Below are 16,004 nucleotides of genomic sequence, written 5' to 3' on the forward strand. Positions count from 1 at the left end.
GAAATTTGCGTCCGGCGCTGAAGCGACACAGAAAATGCTGCCTCCGATCCTCGAAACGACAAGTCTATTCGGCAACGAATTGTGGTGGATGACGATCGCTGCACTGCAGGACGACGCCGAGGCGAGCTTCTCACATTTGCAAGCTTTGCTGGGCGCGAATTCGCCGTCGCAGATCCTCGAACAGCAGTCGACCTTTTTCCGCAAGCGGGTTGAGACAAGTTTGCAGCACGCCAAGGAAGTCCGGGTGCTCTCAAGCAGGGCGGTGGAGGAAATCTCAAAGCCGGTCAAGGATGCTTTTGACAAGGTGCTGACGGACCTCAAGGCGACGTAAAAGCGGACTCGCACTTAAATCGCCTGGACTGATCGGGGGCGGCCTACCTTATTCATGGACGGAAAAGATGGTGACGGGGACCATCAGGTCGGGAGAGAGCTGGAAAGTGTGTCCTGCGATCTCGATAGCTCCAGCTAACAAGCTCCTGAAAACGGATCGCGGGCGGCCGGCGTGACATATTGGACGGTTTGAACTGGCGAAGAACCCACCATCTTGGTATCTAACCGCGTAGGCGGCAGGGGGCAGGGGGCAGGGAAGTGGTAATGGATTCACGCAGGGACATAGCCGAGCGGGTCATCGCGCGTTGGAAGGCGCGAGGAATCCGGATCGATGAAGACCCGGGTTTCATGGAACTGGTCGCTCTTTGGACGGCAGGGTCGATTGCGTCCGGTGAAATGCGCCGCCGGTATTCGGCGCTCCAGCGCGAGCGGTCGCTGTCCAGGTCAAATCCACTTGATGTGTATCCCTGCGACGAAGGGGCGGAGGTCGATCATCGATCGATTGCGATTCCAGACGACGAACCAGATGAACGGGGAGGTCTCGGACTGCCGGCGCAAGGGTGACTCTTACAAAGGACTCATCACGCACCATTTCCTGGCGAGCGCGAACTTCACGAAACAGCGGGTCGACAAGCGCTGCGTCGCGTTGTGCATATTCTCGGGAAGAGTCCGAAAAATCCTTGCCACGAGCCGCAATGGCTGGCGGCTCAGCAAGGTAGAAGGTGAGGAGCGGCCGGCGGTACTGAGTCGACATCTTTATCAACTGTGGGCGTGTCGGCTCAGGGCATCTTCAAGCATGGCAAGGCGGTCGCTGCCCGCTATACAGGGTGCATCGCTAATGCCGAGCTTGTCGGCACATCTTCAACGCTGAGTCCCTCAGTCTCGTGCGCCCAGCGTCCGACAAGTTATTGTCTTCCATGGGAGTCCGGCTTGCGCAAATTGCCCCCGATGAAGGTTGGTCCGCCCGGGTCTTCCGCATGGAAAACGCGCGTTGCCTCAAAAACGCCGGTGCGCCATGCATAGGTCGTATCGTCGATCATCTGCGGCAAGACCTCCTGGTTTGTCGGACGGCCATACCATTTGGTGACGATGCGGGCGACTTTGGCGACGAGCGCGGTACTCATGCGAAGGTTCGAGTGTGCATCGAACATCTCCGGCGCCAATAGCATCGAGACCTCGTTTGGGCGAAAGGTTATTCCTTTGCTGCAAAGCCTAGCTCAACGCGGCTGACATCTAAGATCGCCCGAAGGACGTCGATGCCGAATTTGAGGCTTTCCACCTCGACATCCAGCGAGATGCCCTCGGTGACTGTGCCTTTTGCGTTAGCGATTACCACCTCCTCCAGGTCTTCGAACCACTGAGGACTGTTCCCTTTGTGAAGCTTCGATAGTTCCGCAATCGCGACACTAAATGCCGATTGGACCGCGATTAGAGCGGCGCCGAGCTTTCGTTCGTCTACACCCGAGATGCAAACAATGGGGCTGTTTTTCTCATCCATGGGCTGTTCCTCTGCTGGCTCGCCACGAAAACTCTATTTCAACTAATAGGCGACAGAGTCGTCGATCGCCGACGAATGCAAATAGGCCCGTAGGCTGGAGTCTCGGGTAGTTAGATCAACGAATACGCGATGCTGGGGGTGGACCATGTGGAAATGGTGGATGCGCTTGAGGCCTGTTGAAATCTGGGTCCAGCTTCCGAACGTTCCAACCGGCGGCAATGCCTCTAGGCCGTACGCGTCGCACCTCCTGGTACGCGATAGCGGGTAATCCTTTGTACGAACTGGCTCGCATGCAAGGTCGCCCGAAGGACACAAGTGCCGAGCCTGGGCTTTCCGGCCATAGTCTTCAGTGAGACGTCTGTTGCTTCCACAACTCAACATATTCCGGCGAGCGGCATAAACCTGCAAACTCATTGTTTTTGATCCGCACGCGTCATACCTGGCCTGCACCCCACCGCCATGGCTTCGGCAAAAGGCCTTTTACTCAAAACGCAGGGACCTAGTTTGGCCCGTTTGTCAGGCAGCATCACAAAAAGATCTGCGGAAGGCTCGTCCCGCTTTGCGCGCTCAGGTGCGCCCGCAGTCGATCTGGCAGCGGATTGTTATTCAGGTACACTTTGCAATGAGGCGGAAGCTGCGACAGAATGTACGGCAGTGCAGTTCGCCCGTCGCCAAGTCCTCTCAGGTTGTTTCCACGAACGCTAAGCTCCTCCAGCCCCCTCGGCAGGTTAGGGGGCAGGTGGGTCAGTTCATTACTGTCGGTGCTGAGCCACTTTAGGGTGGCCGGGAGGTCCTCGGGTAGGCTAGTCAGTTCATTGTGAGGGACTTCGAGCCTCGTGAGCTTTGCAGGAAGGCGCTCGGGCAGGCGAATTATATTATTGAGTTCGGCGCGGAGATCCGTCAATTCGAGGGGGAGATTCTCCGGCAGGTGCGCGATTTCGTTGCGGGTGACATGAAGCTCCCTGAGCTCAGGCGGCAGGTTATCGGGCAAACTGGTCAGCCGGTTGTGGTTGACGTAGAGATACTTTAGTCCGGAAGGAAGCTCGTTCGGCAATCTGGTCAGCCGGTTGCCGTCGACGTAGAGCGTCTCGAGCATGTCCGGAAGAACCTCAGGCAGCGTGGTCAGCTGGTTGTCGCAGGCAGAGAGCTTTCGCAGACCGGGCGGGAGGTTGTTGGGCAGCCTGCCCAACCGGTTGTCATTGGCGTTGAGCCGCTGGAGGCCGGCCGGTAAGGTGGGGGGCAGTGCCGTTAGGGACAGCGATGTTAAGTTCAGGGGGGCACGAAAATTGCGGGTTTCCGTCCAGGCCTCGATCCGTGCCATTGCCTCGTGCCGGTCCTCGTCCTGCTCCTGCTGCCCGTCTTCCGCCCAGGCCAGTAAAATTTCTTTCAGTGCCGCTTCGCCGGACGAGGAGCCAGTCAAGCCTTCAACCCAGTTAAAGGTGTCTTCACCGCCTTGTTCGGAACTATTGCCAACACCCCCCTGCCTTCTGCCGTACATTGCGTCGTTCCTTAGGTCATTGCGTCACTGCTGATGTTACTTCCGTCGCGACCTTTCCTTCCAATACCAAATTCGTATCCCGTTATGCTTCGGGGGCATGGCCAGCGTCCTCCCTCGAGCTGGACAGCGCATGATTTTTATCGCGACGTTGAACAATCCCACCATTGACATGCTGCGCAAACTCGGCCTGACAGGCATGGCCAGCGCCTATCAGGAACTCGAAACGCAAATAGAAGCGAGACACCTTCGAGCATGGTGAAAGGCTTCGACTGCTGCTCGAGGCGGCCACGCTCCGCCAGAAGCGCTTCGAGGCGAGAGCCCGCCCTGCAAAGCAGCGCTGTAACGCCCAGATCGAGAACGCTGATTTTTGCGCCGCCCGCGCCCTGATCGCAATTTCGTGACGCCGAGTGATAAAGGTATTTCATCCACCAGTTTCAGCTTGGTGGAGACCTAAACCAGACGCATTTGGAGCCGCTTGCGGCCGATTTCGCGTGGCAACTCCATCTAACTGAGGCGCAAGTTCCCGGAACAAACGCTCACGCGCGATAACCTTTCCTCATTTTCGGGCAATCTCGCAGTGTCACGTTGATTTGGTAGGTCAGCTTACGACGCCGAAGCCGTTACGCTTTTTCTCTACGCCTGCAGGGCCCTGCCGACTTAAAGGCAACGACTTCCGGACAGCCGAGGCCCAGAACCAGTTCACCTTGACATCGTGTCACTCGGGCGTAACAGGCGGCAGCCCGAGTGTCGCAATAAGCTTCATTATCGACGGCGTGGGTGGACCCGGTGTCGGCGGCGGCATGGAGACGATGGACCCGAGCCGCGGAGGCGTTGCCATAACGCCAATCATCGTGCCGATAATGGCGATCCCATCGCCGCTGATTTCGATGGCCTGCGGGCCGGTTCTGCCCGATACTACAAGGCGGATCTTGTCGGGTGTTACCTCGACGCGGCTACCTAAGGCCGCTGCGGCAGGGGAGTCGGGCGCGGCGCCGCCCGAGGTCAGGAGGAAGTGTCTCTTGACGTCGATGCTGTAGATATTCCCGACCTCGACGGTATGATTCTTCTGGGCCTTCAAATAGACCTCCTCACGGCCCTGCTTGTCCTCAAAGCGCAGTTCATTGTAGGCATTAGCGGCGCCGCCATCGGTATGCGTCCGGAAGGTCGACCGCGTTTTGTCGGTCGGCAGGGTTTCAGGCGGCAGATTTGAGCCATTGTATACGACGCCGGTCACCAGGGGCGTGTCGGGATTGCCGTGGATGAAATCAACCACGACCTCATGGCCGATCCGTGGGACGACCAGGTTGCCAAAACCCTTACCAGCGAAGTTCTGGGCCACCCGAATCCAGCAGGAGCTGTTCTCGTTCTTTCCGCCTTCTCGGTCCCAGAAGAACTGAACCTTCACACGGCCGTACTTATCCGTCGCGATCGACTCGCCCTCGGGGCCCACGACGACGGCCGTCTGCGGTCCGTGAATCAACCGCGCCGGTGTGCGGCGCCTCGGTCGGTACTGGGTGGTCGCGGGGATAATCTCTACGTTGCTGTGATAGAGGAACCGCTCGCCCTTCCCCCCCACGGTGTCCGCAGTGAGATCGTCCCCCACCTCACCGATGACAGTGAAGTCCTGTCCGACTGCCAGAAAGCGATCGGTGGGTTTCGGGCGGGAACCGACCTGGCCGTAGTAGAAGGGATTTGCCGCCTTGAATAATGACCCGGTCGTTATCTGGCGCGCAGTGCTTTCGATCCGCGCGCGATAAGCGTTGCAGGCGAGTTCCTCGGCACGGATGGTGGCGTAGAAATCGCCATCGCTTTTTTTTGTATACTGGCCTGGATACTCGAAGACCTCCCGCATTGCCGTGCAGCCGCTGCTTGCCGACGAGGTCTCGCCCGTTCTGACCGCCACGCTCTCCCGCGGTCGGGTGATGGCGCTTCCCGTGAGCTTGCATGGCGGAATGCCGCCTGTCCTCACGGGAGGAACACGCGCGACAGACGTCAGTTCTGCCATCGGCTTCTCATGGTCATAGTCCCTGAGAACGACCTTGTTCGGCTGTAGCGATACGACCTCGTCCCAATGCAGGATGACATCTTCTTGGTAAAGACTTCGGGCAGGCCTGAGATTGTGGTGGGTCTCTACGATCTCAGGCGTGCAGGCCATGTGACTCGCGGCGTTGTCGACCAGCACCAGGTCATGTTGGTCCTCAGCATGTTCAAAATAGTAGTAGATGCCGTCCTGCTCCATGAGGCGGCTGACGAAGGCCAGATCCGTTTCATCGTACTGGACGCAATATGGGCGCTGTGGGAACCGTCGGGCGGTCTGATTCTTGAAATTGCCTTTATGTTCTCGAAAAATCGTGGTGATGATCTCGATGCTCGTCTTGTTCTGAAAGACCCGACTGTTAGAGCGATGCTCGAGCAATGAAATCCACGGCCGCACCTGCGCCACGTAGTTGAGGTGCTCGGTATCGTCGAGGCCGAGATATTGGAAGCGCGTAACAACACCGTTGAAGAAGCGGGTTTGCGAGTCCTTGAGCTTAAGGCCGATTGTCAGGTTTTGACCGGGGATCGTAGCAAAGTTCTGAACTGGATTGCGGCTGGCGAGCTTCACCTCGTAGAGGAAAGGTTCCCCCAGCCGCTCGGTGCCACTGAGCCGCCGGAGAGAGATTTCATTCAACTCGGACGCGGCCGAAGTGACCGCAACAAAACGATTGTGCCTTAAGAGACTCTCGATTCTTGACTCGACCATGGTGGTGTGTGTTCCGCAGATTTGATGAGAAGGCGCGGTTGCGCCCGATGGCGTGAGTAGGATGCTGCCGAAGCCATCGGCGAAGATGCCGAAAAGCGTTTATTTCGTGCATCGAAATCGCCGACCGTTGCTCAGCCAAGATGTCTTGCTGGCCCGCATCGTCAGAGCCAAGCGGGGGAGGGCGGGGTGAAGAAAGCGTGTGGGTCTCTTGGAACTCACCCACGCTAAATCCCACCCAAATCTCGCCATGCGGCCTTGTAACATCGATGAGTTGGCGGATTCCGGCGGTGCTAGCGACGACGTGTCTCCTGGAAGATTCAACCAGGCCCAGGGCGCAGCGCCCGAGCGGACAACCACGGTGGTCGAGTTTCGCCGCGATCGTCGGCTCGATAGGCCTCTCCGCTGCTGAAGCCTCAAGGGCGTCAAAATGGCGATAACGTTCCAAAGAGGCGTCACGGCGAATTTTGCAAAGGGCCTTGGCGGTCCCATTGCAGTTTGCGTTGAGCTTACTGAAGAGAGTCGAGCTTCCGATGCTTGTCATAACGGGCCTTCCAAGCCGCCGCCCGCCGCGCCGCCGCACTTGGTATCGAGGTTACGTGGGCCATTCACCCGTTCCAGATCGATCTCGCCAAGGAGATCTTCTCCCCGCCCGAAAAGAAGGTCGAGCGGGCCCGCCGCATCATGGATGTCCGTTTCAGGAGAGTGCCATGCGGCAGCCGGTGGGCCCCGGTCAGTCGGGGTAGTTGTCAAGTCATCGGCGTGCTGGCGCGTTTTCCGCTTGCCCATCCAACTGGACCATCCGAGTCTGCCGCAGCGACCCAACTGCACTTCCGGGACCTGCTCCTGACGGAGAACGAGGTTAATCTCCCAGTCAAGTTCATCTCCAAGGTAGTTGCAGATGATCTCCGCTATCGACTTAAGGCCGGGAGCTGCGGGCAGAAGCGATTCGTAATGAGCCAGGCTGAGGGGACCCACAATGAGTCGGAACCGATGGTGCCACACTCTGACCCTCGCACCTGCAATAGCGTTGCTGTTCAGCGTGCCCGTGGCCGGGTCGCGGCCCAGGAGGCAGAGCGATATGCGGGGCAGATCCACCCACTTTGGGACAAATTCACGGATATCAACCGGCGCCTCGACGAAGCTGGCGAGGATGGCAGCGAGCCCCTCGGCGTTGCGGGTGTGTGAGGCGAGACGGCCGGTGAAGTGGAGTTTGGCCAGATCAGGCATAGCATCCCGCGCGCGCAGGGAGGTCATCCCGAAGCCGGCTAGCGCGCCGAGCTGAAGGGCAAATCGATCTTCTTGTGGCCTGTCATAGCTCACGGTCGGTTCGCCCTCCGCCCATGCGCGGAAGAAGAACGAGGCCATTCGATGATGAAAGGTATCAGCAAATCGGATAAGCGTCTCATCCGCGGCGTTGTGCTGCCGGAGAAGGGCGTACTCCGTCAGATGCAATGGGAGGGGACCGTGGGGTCCAAACAAGCCGAAGGCATAGGTCGAGATTACGGGATCGTTCTCCTCGTGCGCAGTCACGCCCGCGATCGATCGAGTCGGAAATGCGAGGGAGGGTTGCTGGGCGATCCGCACGCGATCCAGGCTGGGACTGCTCGATTCTCCCAGCCGAGGCCGATCTGAGCAGATTGCATCGATCCGCCGCAGAGCCTGGAAGAAGTCGCAGGCATGCGGCTCGGCCCTAAGCGAGCCTAGGAAGTCGCCGAGTGCGCCCGAAATCAAAGGATCGCCCGGCGGCCGGCCATCGTCGGCCATCGCATTACCTCCCCGCGCTGTAGCGTCGAGACGACCATCTCGGTGAAGCTGTTGATGGATACGTATTTTGCGAAGAACTGGTTGAGCACGGAGGCGAGCGGAAAGATGCCAACGCCTTCGAAGGCCGCTTCGTCCAGGGTGATACCAATCTCAATCCCACGTGCTACGGCGGCTTGTCCACCGCTGGACAATCGCCTGACCGCAGGCCTGGACCGGATCTCCCGGATCCCGTCGATCTGCCGTGAGGCGAAGGCATTCACTGGATCGACGTAGAGACGGAGTAGTTCACGCAGCGCTTCTGCGCCACGGTGGTCGTTCCTATCGGAATTGCTGATCGAGAGGTAGTTCAATGAAAGATGGCTAATTAATCGCCAGGTGATATCGCCATTGGCGAAGGAGTGGCGCGGTCGGCTCGGGGGCGATACGCACCGGGTGGCGGTAACTGGAGCGCCGATTTCCAGGGTGAAGTCTGTCTCGTCCCGGCCGATCGGCAGCAGCAGCGCCAGATCCCGGTTCGAGCACAGGCAGTTTACAGACAAATGCCGGATTTCCGCCGAATAGGGAGCCGCCTGGCGATCAACTAGAGAAACGAACGTTTCGCTGCCGATGTAGCCAGTCCGCGCGCCATTTAGACGCTGGTGCTCCGACATGAGGCGCTGCTCCCGGCGGATCGCGTAGTATCTGGAATGCTCCTCCTCCTGACCGTGCGCGCTGATGCTATAGAACGGGTAGAACCTCACGGGAGCCGCTTCGTTTTTCGCCCCGTCTCCGCTCATCTCGAGGATCGAGTGGACCTCAAAGTCGAGCGGCCTCATCCTGTCAACAATCACATGATGCTCCGTGTTCTTGTCGCTGACGTGGACGAGATCTGCCTGGCGTTCGAACAGATTAATCGCGGGCGTTGCGAAGAGAACGATATTTTGGGGTCCGAGCTGTCGTTCCAGCCGTGGCTCGACACGTCTGAGTGCGAAGACGATCTCAAGGGTCTCGGCAGTTGACAGGGCTACTGCGTCTGCCAGCCCGCTAACCTCGACGAACAACGTCCGCTCCGCGAGGGCGAAATACTCCTGTAGGAGACGGTATCCGTCGAAAGAGCGTGGCACCTCGGGCAGGAGAGCACAGCTCGGCTCCAAACCGCGTTGCTGCAGCGCATGAACCGGAATCTTTTCCTGCCAAGGGATAGGCCGGCCGACCGGACGGGCTATGATATTGCATGCGTCACCGAGAAGCTGTTCGGCGAGTGCGGCGCCGATTCCACCGGGGCCTGTTAGGTGCAGTGTGAGAGCCTCTAGTCCGAGTCTATTGAACGGCATGCCATTGGTGGTGCGAAGGCGTAGTCGTAAAGCAGCCTTCGCATCTTGCCGGGCCGGAAGATCCAGTGCGGCGATCTGCCCCGGCGTCGAAAAATAATCGGCGGCGCTCACCACAATTGGCCAGAGATGCACATCATGGGCCGTGCGGAACTCGCAATGTGTGACGGCGCCGGGAGCAAGACGGCCCAAAAGCTTGGTTCCCCCCGGCACGAGGTATCCATTTTCAAGTCGTCCGGCCTCCTGGTCGGGCTCGAAGCGCACGATCGTCATCGACGGGAGCGGCGGTAGAAAATGCGGATAAACCATCTCCAGGAGGTGCTGGGTGAATTCCGGAAAGCGAGACTGAAGCTTCAATTGCACCCGCGCCGCCATGAAAGCGAAGCCTTCCAGAAGCCGCTCGACGTAGGGGTCGGCGACCTCCGCTGATTCCATCCCGAGCCGGGTGGCGACCTTCGGGAATGCGCGGGCGAACTCGGCCCCCATCTCGCGCATATAAGCAAGTTCGTCGTTGTACAGTCGCAGGAGCCGGGGATCCATCAGCTTATCTCTGTACCGAGATGAAGGACGCGGGCGGATTTGAGCTCGGAATCTACCTCCGTACGCATCACCATTCGCACCGGCAAGGGCTGCGCCCACAGATCGGCTTCGATCCTAAAGCGAAAAGTGCCGCAACCCTGACCATCGTCCAGGACCGTGACCTTCAGGGTGTCCGGTAAGAGACGCGGCTCAAAGCGCTGAAGGCTCTCGATTATCGCTTCGCGCAATGCGCTCTTATCCATCCCTTCGCGAATTTGTCCGCTGAGAGGCCAGGCACCATAATTAAGTGCACTGGCCGCTACGTGAGGGTACGCTTGTAGATCTACGGTTGCACCCAATTGATTGGTGTTCAACAACCAGGAAACATCGCGTAGAATCACCTCTTCCAGTTGGCGAACAGAGAAGCTGCGCTTGTCCTGCGCTTCACACGAGCTGCGCGGCTCATCGTCCGTAAGCCGGTCCAGGAGGGATGGTTGCACGAGATCCCGCTTAACATCTCTGCCCATGTTACAATCTCCAGGTGCAATAGCGACGAGTCGATCCGTCGTTTTCGCGCGCAGCCCCGAATATTCCCGGGTTGCCGATGGCCCCATCAGCCGACGAGCCTATTGAAGTCGGTGCTGTTCGCGATTTGGTTCCAGATGCCCTCGCCGGCTTTGGTAAGAGCGCCTTTTTCATCCTGCCTGTAATAAATGACCTTGCAGGCGCCGAACCGGAATGTGATCGTCTCCTCGGGGGCCTCTTCCGCATAGGACCACTCGACCTTCTCGACTACCAGCATGTTGAAACTCCAGTGCAAGAACAGGTTCGATTCTGATGTAGCTTGTCCGCTCCCCGTCGCTTTGAAAAGTTTCAGTTCGACGTTATTGAAGTGGGCGCCGCGACCACAGGCAACGTACAGAGAGGGCGATGACGTATCCACCTGCTTCTTGATAGTGAAGACCTCGAATTCGGCCTTGCCCGCGCCCGCCCCGGCGGTATGAGGCCCAATGTTCAGCTTGTTTTCGAGTGAAAAGCTCCATTCGTCCGCTAGGGTGATACCGTCCTTTAGAATGATAGATTCGCCCTTGGGCATGATGCCGTCCTTGGACGCTTGCGTGAACTTTATAACTGCGTCGAACGCCATGATGGACTTTCCTTATCTCGTTGATCTGATTGGGCCTGGATTGCATCGGCCAGCCCAGGGCAGCTATTCCGGAATTTTGGCGCCGAGAACGGAGCACAATCATCTGCGGGTTTTCTCAGTCCTTGCGGGCGGATGGCAGGCGCGAGACAAGTCTCAAAGAGATGGTTAGGCCTTCGAGCTGGTAGTGTGGCCGCATGTAAAATCTCGCAACGTAATATCCGGGATTATCTTCGACCTCTTCCACCTTGACCTCGGCTGAGGAGAGCGGCTGCTGTGCCTTACTCTCTTCGCTCCCAAGCTCGGGCGAGGGGTGGACATAGCCCTGAATCCATTGGTTGAGCCACTCCTCGACCTCGTGGCGCTCCTTGAACGTGCCAATCTTGTCCCGGACCATACACTTCAAATAATGTGCGAAGCGGCAGGTTGCGAAGATGTAGGGTAGCCGTGCACTGAGTTCGGCGTTCGCTGACGCGTCGGGGTCTTCGTATTTGACCGGCTTGTTAATAGTTTGAGCGCCAATAAATACGCCGAGGTCCGTGTTTTTGCGGTGCAACAGCGGTAGAAGACCGTTTTTGGACAGTTCGGCCTCACGGCGGTCGCTGATCGCGATCTCAGTGGGGCATTTTAGGTCGACGCCACCGTCGTCGCTGCGGAAGGTATGTACCGGCAGACCCTCGACCAGGCCGCCGGATTCGACGCCACGAATTCTGGAGAGCCAGCCATAGAGCTTGAACGAGCGCGTGATATTTACGCCCATGGCGTAGGCTGCGTTCGTCCAAAGGTATTTCTCGCTGTCGCCGCCGTCTGTGTCCTCCTCGAAGGCGAATTCATCGACCGGGTTGGTTTTGGCCCCGTAGGGCAGCCGGCCAAGGGTGCGTGGTAAGGTCAGGGCCACGTACCGAGAGTTCTCGCTCTCGCGGAACGCCCGCCAAGGGGCATGTTCGGGCGTGAGGAAGATTTTTGTGATGTCACGCGGGTTCGCAAGCTCACGCCAAGAATCCATCTGCAGCAGATGTGGTGAGACGGCAGATATAAGCGGTGAGTGGCTCGCCGCCGCGATCTGCGCCAGTCCCGAAAGCAACTCTACGTCCGGTGGGGTATGGTCGAAATAGTAGTCGGCAATCAGGCAGCCATAGGGTTCACCGCCGATTTGGCCGTATTCGTCTTCGTAAATTTTTTTGAATAGCGGACTCTGATCCCAGGTGACACCCTTATATTTCCGCAGAGTTCGGGACATCTCCACCTTTGAAACTGGGAGAACGCGAATCTTCAACGTTTCATCGGTTTCGGTGTTGATGGCAAGGTGATGCAAGCCCCGCCAAGCTGATTCCACGCGCTGGAAATTTTCGTGATGGAGGATCTCGTTGAGTTGTGCAGAAAGCTTCTGGTCGATCGAAGCAATCATTGCTTGGATAGTCGTGACGACATCGTCGCTGATTAGCGACGTGTTTTGAAGTGCCTGCTCGGCCAGTGTTCGGACGGCACTCTCCACCAAGTCACGGGAGTGGTCCGAGCGGATCTTGAACTCGAATCGAAGCATGCGGGTGAAATCGCCGAGATCAACGGTGGCGACCTGTACATCTGTGGCATCTGCAGGCATCATGATCAGTTCTCCTCTGTGTCTGGGGATGGCAATGGCGGAGCGGCAACCAATGCATCAGGCTTCTCAGTCTCGATGCCATTGCCGAGGGCGCTTAGCAGTGCCGAATCCGCGAGGAAGTGGGTGAGCAACTCTTCGGCACCGTTCTTACCGTCCATATAGGCCAGCAGATTGGAGAGCTCCGTTCGCGCCTCGAGCAGCCTGCTAAGGCTGTCGACCTTGCGCGCCACGGCCGCCGGCGAGAAATCTTCGAGCCGCTCGAACGTCAAGTCGACAGCGAGTTGGCCTTCTCCGGTCAATAGGTTCGGCACCCGCATCACCACCCTGGGCCTCAGCGATCTGAGCCGATCATCGAAATTGTCGATATCGATCTCCATCATCTTGCGCTCCGCGACAGGGGCAAGCGGCTCGGCAGCATTGCCGGCGAGGTCGGACATCACGCCGACCACGAAGGGAAGCTGAACCTTCTTCTGAGAGCCATAGGTCTCGACGTCGTATTCGATCTGTACGCGAGGCGGACGAACCCGCGCGATGAACTTTTGACTACTCGCCTTTGTCATGTGTTCCACTCTCCTGATAGGGAAGATTGCGCACGTCACGTGCCCTCGCCGACCGCCAGACCGGCAATCGAACGGTATTGGGCAACCCCTTCTGGCGCCAACTCTTTGATAAGAGCCATGAAGTCCTTCGAGACAAGTCGCTGCGCGCGCTCCAGGAGGGCTGGCAGCGGGCTCGCGGGCTCATTCACCTGGTACCAGTGGCAAATGCGGCCAAGAATTTCGACAACGTCATCGCGGTTGCGGATCACTTCGGGGTAAGAGGCCTTGCTAGAGTCTGGCAATGGAGATGCCGGGGCTGCAGGCTGGGCCCTTTTCCGATGGGCGTCGACCAGATCCTTGGCCTGGGTGAGTAGCACTATCAGAGGGTCGAATCGAACGGCCTCGTCACTCGCGACGTGCTGCCGAACACTCGCGTCTAGATGGGTGGCGGCTGCCAGGCTGGCGTGGAGACCAGTGCTGATCTGCTCGAGCTGCAGTGGATCGGTGTCGATGAAGGCGTGCTCGATGGTCGAACGATCAATTTCCGTAGATTGGGACCGTAGCGCACCAGCCCAATCGCGGAGCGTGAAAGTCCCGAATTGCCTGGAGGAGGTGAGTGGGACTTGGCGTATTTCTGCCAAGAGCCCGGAGAGATCGCAGAGGCTCGCTAGAGCGTTGAGGCGAACGGTCTGATCTTCGTCATCTTCTGGATCCGGTCGCGGATGTAGCTCTGACCAGTAGAGCTCGACATAGGCCGCGAGCAGCTCAAGCCCCCGACTTAGACCAGAGAAGCCGAACTGACTGAGGGCGGATCGTGTGAGCAAGATTCCGACTCTTAGATCCTTAGTGCGGGCAGAAAGGTCGAGGCCAAGCCGCCACACCTCTGTCCAATCGGGAGCCTCCTCGGTGGCGATGGAGTCGCCTATCTGCTGGTGCGGCTTGCCATGCGACGCTATCTCCAGCTCCAGGAAGCTCAAATCGTAATCGAGAGCATCCCCGCATGCGTTGCCGTCGCTGATCGGTTTTAATAGATGATCTGCATCGAGCATGACCCAAATCCCAGTTTTCCCGACATAAAAGATCGTCGCGCCTCTGTTTCTCAATGTTTAGCAATGAGCAGACGCGATTGCTCATGCACAATCGACATTCGTATATGTCGTGAATGCTTGGGGCGTGAATGCCGCCGCTTCGGATCTTGACGCAGCTATGTGCTGCTCAGGCGCGAGGGACACCTTGTGAACAACAAGAAGCTCTTCCGGGTCCATCGGGAGGAGAAGCTCACGATGCGCAAGCGCCGTGGCCGGAAACGAGCGAAAGGCAAGCGTTGGTGTTGATCCCGCTGGCTGCCAATGATCGTTGGCGCGGGTTCAGGCTTCTGATGGTCGTGAGGAAAGCCGGACTCTCGTCGCCGATACTTCGCTCTCCGGCCTGCGGTCGCCTGTGGACTGGATCGGGTTATCGAGGAGCGTGGCAAGCCAAGCACTCTGGCCTCGGCTAACTAACCCTGCAGAGTTCGCCCAGATCGGCAACCCGCGACGTGATGCAGTGCTGCGCAGCCGGAATGGTCTCCGCACCTAAACCCGCCGATGCCGCCGCAGATGCGCAACCCACCGCTGGAGCGAACCCCAAACTGGATAAACTTGACGGTACAAGCTCAGCCAGATTGAATTAACATCGTCGGGCAGTCGTTGCAAAGGGCAACCTGCGGAGTACCGTTGCAAACGTGAGCCTGAAGGCCTCCAACTACGAAGTCTTCGCGCGGCCGCCTCCGCGCCAGTTGCTGCATAAGGTGGATGGCGTCCTCGGCGATCGCTCTTGGGGGTGTCGGCGCCATCGCGCGTGCAGCGACCCGGCGTCAGTGGTAGAACGGCTCGAGCACTTCAACGGCATTATATCTCCTGCGCTCCGCCGGACCGCCGCACGAGGCATATAGGGCGACAATCTGGATGAGATCCGTATTGACCGCATGTAACGATGCTCCCCGAGATTCGCACGTTGCCTCATTCATTTTGCTCCCAGTTGGAGCGAAGGAGTGGGGTGCGGAGATGGCGGGGTTTCGCAGCGGCCGGCCTCCTTCGTGAGCGCCATTGCCGTTTTCGACGGAAGTCGAAGGTTAATAACCATCGTCGCGGTATTTACTTTTGACAATGGGTGTGATGCGGCTTTGCGTGATCTTCTAAAAAGAATCGAGTCCCGCCGCCAATCCCCCGTTCTATCGCGCACCTACCGCATCCCAACGTGACTGTCGACCCTGCTTCCATTAGTCGTGCAGGGCAACCACGCGGTCTCTCGTGCAGATCCCTGCGATTTCGAATTGACGGACACCGACCCCGTTTGACGGTCGTGGAGTGCACGCACTTAGTCACCCTAGCCGCCCGCGCACTGCAACCCCGCTGTAGCGATCCTTCTACCTCTATGCTAAAGAAAGTTTTGGAAAAACTTGCCTCGTCGCCATCGTTCGACGGCGGCCTTGGCGCCAATCTTGCGAGGAGCGGGCTGATGGTCGCAGCGGCATGCGAGCCGACATTCTGCGCTCCCGACCGTCGAAGACGAGGTCGCTCTCGGCGTGTTAGTCAGCCGGAATGCGCCGGCCGTCGTGCCCCTAAATATCGATCTCGAGCCAGGTATTGGCCTCCAGACTGAAGAAAAATTCGGCGCTCTCACATGCTCATGCAATCCCGTGGTGGACAACCAACGCACATGATGGTGCAGTTCCTAGGGAATGTGGTGATGAGTCATGAGCCGTCCTATATCACCTTGAACGCTGCCCTCCTGGCTATCCGTTTCTTCGAGGCACCCACGATTATGGCGGCATCGGCGGCGCTGAGATCGGGATGGGCCGCCTTCAGCGCGTCCGCCCACGCCCCCTTGCTCTGCCCCGGCAGCTGCGGTGTCTGCCTAGCGATTTCGTCCAGCCTCGCCTGGTCCTGGGCCGACACCGTCTGGAACGCCGTCCTCACGGCGATATCGCGCCTTACGGCACCCACGACTATGGCGGCATCGGCGGCGCTGAGATCGGGATGGGCCGCCTTCAGCGCGTCCGCCCACGCCACGCC

The 16,004-nt window shown here is 58.6% G+C and carries 13 protein-coding genes and 4 pseudogenes; 5 read left to right on the forward strand and 12 right to left on the reverse strand.

The genetic code is table 11. From position 1 onward, the window contains the following. A partial coding sequence (locus CO655_RS32020; protein WP_097667890.1) for a phasin occupies positions 1-331 on the forward strand: 331 nt, incomplete at its 5' end. 263 nt (positions 332-594) lie between these two features. After that, complete coding sequence (locus CO655_RS32025) at positions 595-894, forward strand: hypothetical protein (RefSeq protein ID WP_016737472.1); 300 nt, start codon at positions 595-597, stop codon at positions 892-894. 341 nt (positions 895-1,235) lie between these two features. On the opposite strand, the gene CO655_RS32035 is transcribed toward CO655_RS32025, so the two are convergent. The 3 genes from CO655_RS32035 to CO655_RS32045 all read right to left on the reverse strand — a co-directional run bounded on the left by CO655_RS32035 (position 1,236) and on the right by CO655_RS32045 (position 3,326). Further along, on the reverse strand, positions 1,236-1,499 hold the full coding sequence (locus tag CO655_RS32035) for a hypothetical protein (protein ID WP_016737473.1): 264 nt from the start codon (positions 1,497-1,499) through the stop codon (positions 1,236-1,238). Positions 1,500-1,522: 23 nt separating this feature from the next. Further along, positions 1,523-1,828, reverse strand: a complete 306-nt coding sequence (locus tag CO655_RS32040; protein ID WP_004680432.1) for a hypothetical protein — start codon at positions 1,826-1,828, stop codon at positions 1,523-1,525. Positions 1,829-2,354: 526 nt separating this feature from the next. Further along, positions 2,355-3,326, reverse strand: coding sequence for a hypothetical protein (locus CO655_RS32045; protein WP_004680431.1), 972 nt, complete (start codon positions 3,324-3,326; stop codon positions 2,355-2,357). A gap of 130 nt (positions 3,327-3,456) precedes the next feature. Here CO655_RS32045 and CO655_RS34735 point away from each other — a divergent pair, with 130 nt between their 5' ends. Beyond that, positions 3,457-3,585 carry a hypothetical protein gene (locus CO655_RS34735; protein ID WP_010068000.1) on the forward strand — a complete coding sequence of 43 codons (129 nt, stop codon included), beginning with the start codon at positions 3,457-3,459 and terminating at the stop codon, positions 3,583-3,585. A 456-nt stretch (positions 3,586-4,041) separates the two neighbouring features. Here CO655_RS34735 and tssI read toward each other — a convergent pair whose 3' ends face one another. Beyond that, complete coding sequence (gene tssI / locus CO655_RS32050) at positions 4,042-6,069, reverse strand: type VI secretion system tip protein TssI/VgrG (RefSeq protein ID WP_004680430.1); 2,028 nt, start codon at positions 6,067-6,069, stop codon at positions 4,042-4,044. 549 nt (positions 6,070-6,618) lie between these two features. On the opposite strand from tssI, the pseudogene CO655_RS34820 reads away from it, so the two are divergent. Next, positions 6,619-6,756, forward strand: a pseudogene (locus CO655_RS34820) (CoA ester lyase); the annotation flags it as partial. Positions 6,757-6,861: 105 nt separating this feature from the next. Here the strand turns inward: CO655_RS34820 and tssG are convergent. The 7 genes and pseudogenes from tssG to tssA form a co-directional block, all read right to left on the reverse strand. Beyond that, positions 6,862-7,833, reverse strand: a pseudogene (gene tssG / locus CO655_RS32055) (type VI secretion system baseplate subunit TssG); the annotation flags it as partial. Beyond that, a complete protein-coding gene (tssF, locus tag CO655_RS32060; RefSeq protein ID WP_097667892.1) occupies positions 7,797-9,683 on the reverse strand; it encodes a type VI secretion system baseplate subunit TssF in 1,887 nt (628 codons plus the stop codon). The pseudogene tssG and the gene tssF, both read right to left, overlap by 37 nt. Beyond that, positions 9,683-10,189, reverse strand: a complete 507-nt coding sequence (gene tssE / locus CO655_RS32065; protein WP_097667893.1) for a type VI secretion system baseplate subunit TssE — start codon at positions 10,187-10,189, stop codon at positions 9,683-9,685. Before tssE ends, tssF begins: the two co-directional genes overlap by 1 nt. A gap of 86 nt (positions 10,190-10,275) precedes the next feature. Continuing rightward, positions 10,276-10,809 (reverse strand): type VI secretion system tube protein Hcp, encoded by a 534-nt coding sequence (locus CO655_RS32070; protein WP_097667894.1) that lies wholly within the window; start codon positions 10,807-10,809, stop codon positions 10,276-10,278. 115 nt (positions 10,810-10,924) lie between these two features. Next, positions 10,925-12,412 carry a type VI secretion system contractile sheath large subunit gene (tssC, locus tag CO655_RS32075; RefSeq protein ID WP_004680425.1) on the reverse strand — a complete coding sequence of 496 codons (1,488 nt, stop codon included), beginning with the start codon at positions 12,410-12,412 and terminating at the stop codon, positions 10,925-10,927. Between the two features lie 2 nt (positions 12,413-12,414). Continuing rightward, positions 12,415-12,969 (reverse strand): type VI secretion system contractile sheath small subunit, encoded by a 555-nt coding sequence (tssB, locus tag CO655_RS32080; RefSeq protein ID WP_016737476.1) that lies wholly within the window; start codon positions 12,967-12,969, stop codon positions 12,415-12,417. A gap of 35 nt (positions 12,970-13,004) precedes the next feature. Further along, entirely contained in the window at positions 13,005-13,997 is a 993-nt protein-coding gene (gene tssA / locus CO655_RS32085; protein WP_004680423.1) for a type VI secretion system protein TssA, read from the reverse strand. 126 nt (positions 13,998-14,123) lie between these two features. On the opposite strand from tssA, the pseudogene CO655_RS32090 reads away from it, so the two are divergent. Next, positions 14,124-14,514 (forward strand): annotated as a pseudogene (locus CO655_RS32090) (IS3 family transposase); the annotation flags it as partial. A 1,181-nt stretch (positions 14,515-15,695) separates the two neighbouring features. Here the strand turns inward: CO655_RS32090 and CO655_RS32105 are convergent. Then, positions 15,696-16,004: pseudogene (locus CO655_RS32105) on the reverse strand (hypothetical protein); the annotation flags it as partial.

It is taken from the genome of Rhizobium sp. M1 (assembly GCF_002531805.1).
In the GTDB taxonomy this organism is placed as follows: Bacteria; Pseudomonadota; Alphaproteobacteria; order Rhizobiales; family Rhizobiaceae; genus Rhizobium; species Rhizobium etli_C.

What these genes read in the sequence shown, in the direction of transcription:
- tssF (WP_097667892.1), bottom strand. Translation starts at nt 9,683, where the DNA reads ATGGATCCCCGGCTCCTGCGACTGTACAACGACGAACTTGCTTATATG.
- tssB (WP_016737476.1), bottom strand. Translation starts at nt 12,969, where the DNA reads ATGACAAAGGCGAGTAGTCAAAAGTTCATCGCGCGGGTTCGTCCGCCT.
- CO655_RS32070 (WP_097667894.1), bottom strand. Translation starts at nt 10,809, where the DNA reads ATGGCGTTCGACGCAGTTATAAAGTTCACGCAAGCGTCCAAGGACGGC.
- tssC (WP_004680425.1), bottom strand. Translation starts at nt 12,412, where the DNA reads ATGATGCCTGCAGATGCCACAGATGTACAGGTCGCCACCGTTGATCTC.
- CO655_RS32045 (WP_004680431.1), bottom strand. Translation starts at nt 3,326, where the DNA reads ATGTACGGCAGAAGGCAGGGGGGTGTTGGCAATAGTTCCGAACAAGGC.
- CO655_RS34735 (WP_010068000.1), top strand. Translation starts at nt 3,457, where the DNA reads ATGATTTTTATCGCGACGTTGAACAATCCCACCATTGACATGCTGCGC.
- tssI (WP_004680430.1), bottom strand. Translation starts at nt 6,069, where the DNA reads ATGGTCGAGTCAAGAATCGAGAGTCTCTTAAGGCACAATCGTTTTGTT.
- tssE (WP_097667893.1), bottom strand. Translation starts at nt 10,189, where the DNA reads ATGGGCAGAGATGTTAAGCGGGATCTCGTGCAACCATCCCTCCTGGAC.
- CO655_RS32040 (WP_004680432.1), bottom strand. Translation starts at nt 1,828, where the DNA reads ATGGATGAGAAAAACAGCCCCATTGTTTGCATCTCGGGTGTAGACGAA.
- CO655_RS32035 (WP_016737473.1), bottom strand. Translation starts at nt 1,499, where the DNA reads ATGCTATTGGCGCCGGAGATGTTCGATGCACACTCGAACCTTCGCATG.
- CO655_RS32025 (WP_016737472.1), top strand. Translation starts at nt 595, where the DNA reads ATGGATTCACGCAGGGACATAGCCGAGCGGGTCATCGCGCGTTGGAAG.
- tssA (WP_004680423.1), bottom strand. Translation starts at nt 13,997, where the DNA reads ATGCTCGATGCAGATCATCTATTAAAACCGATCAGCGACGGCAACGCA.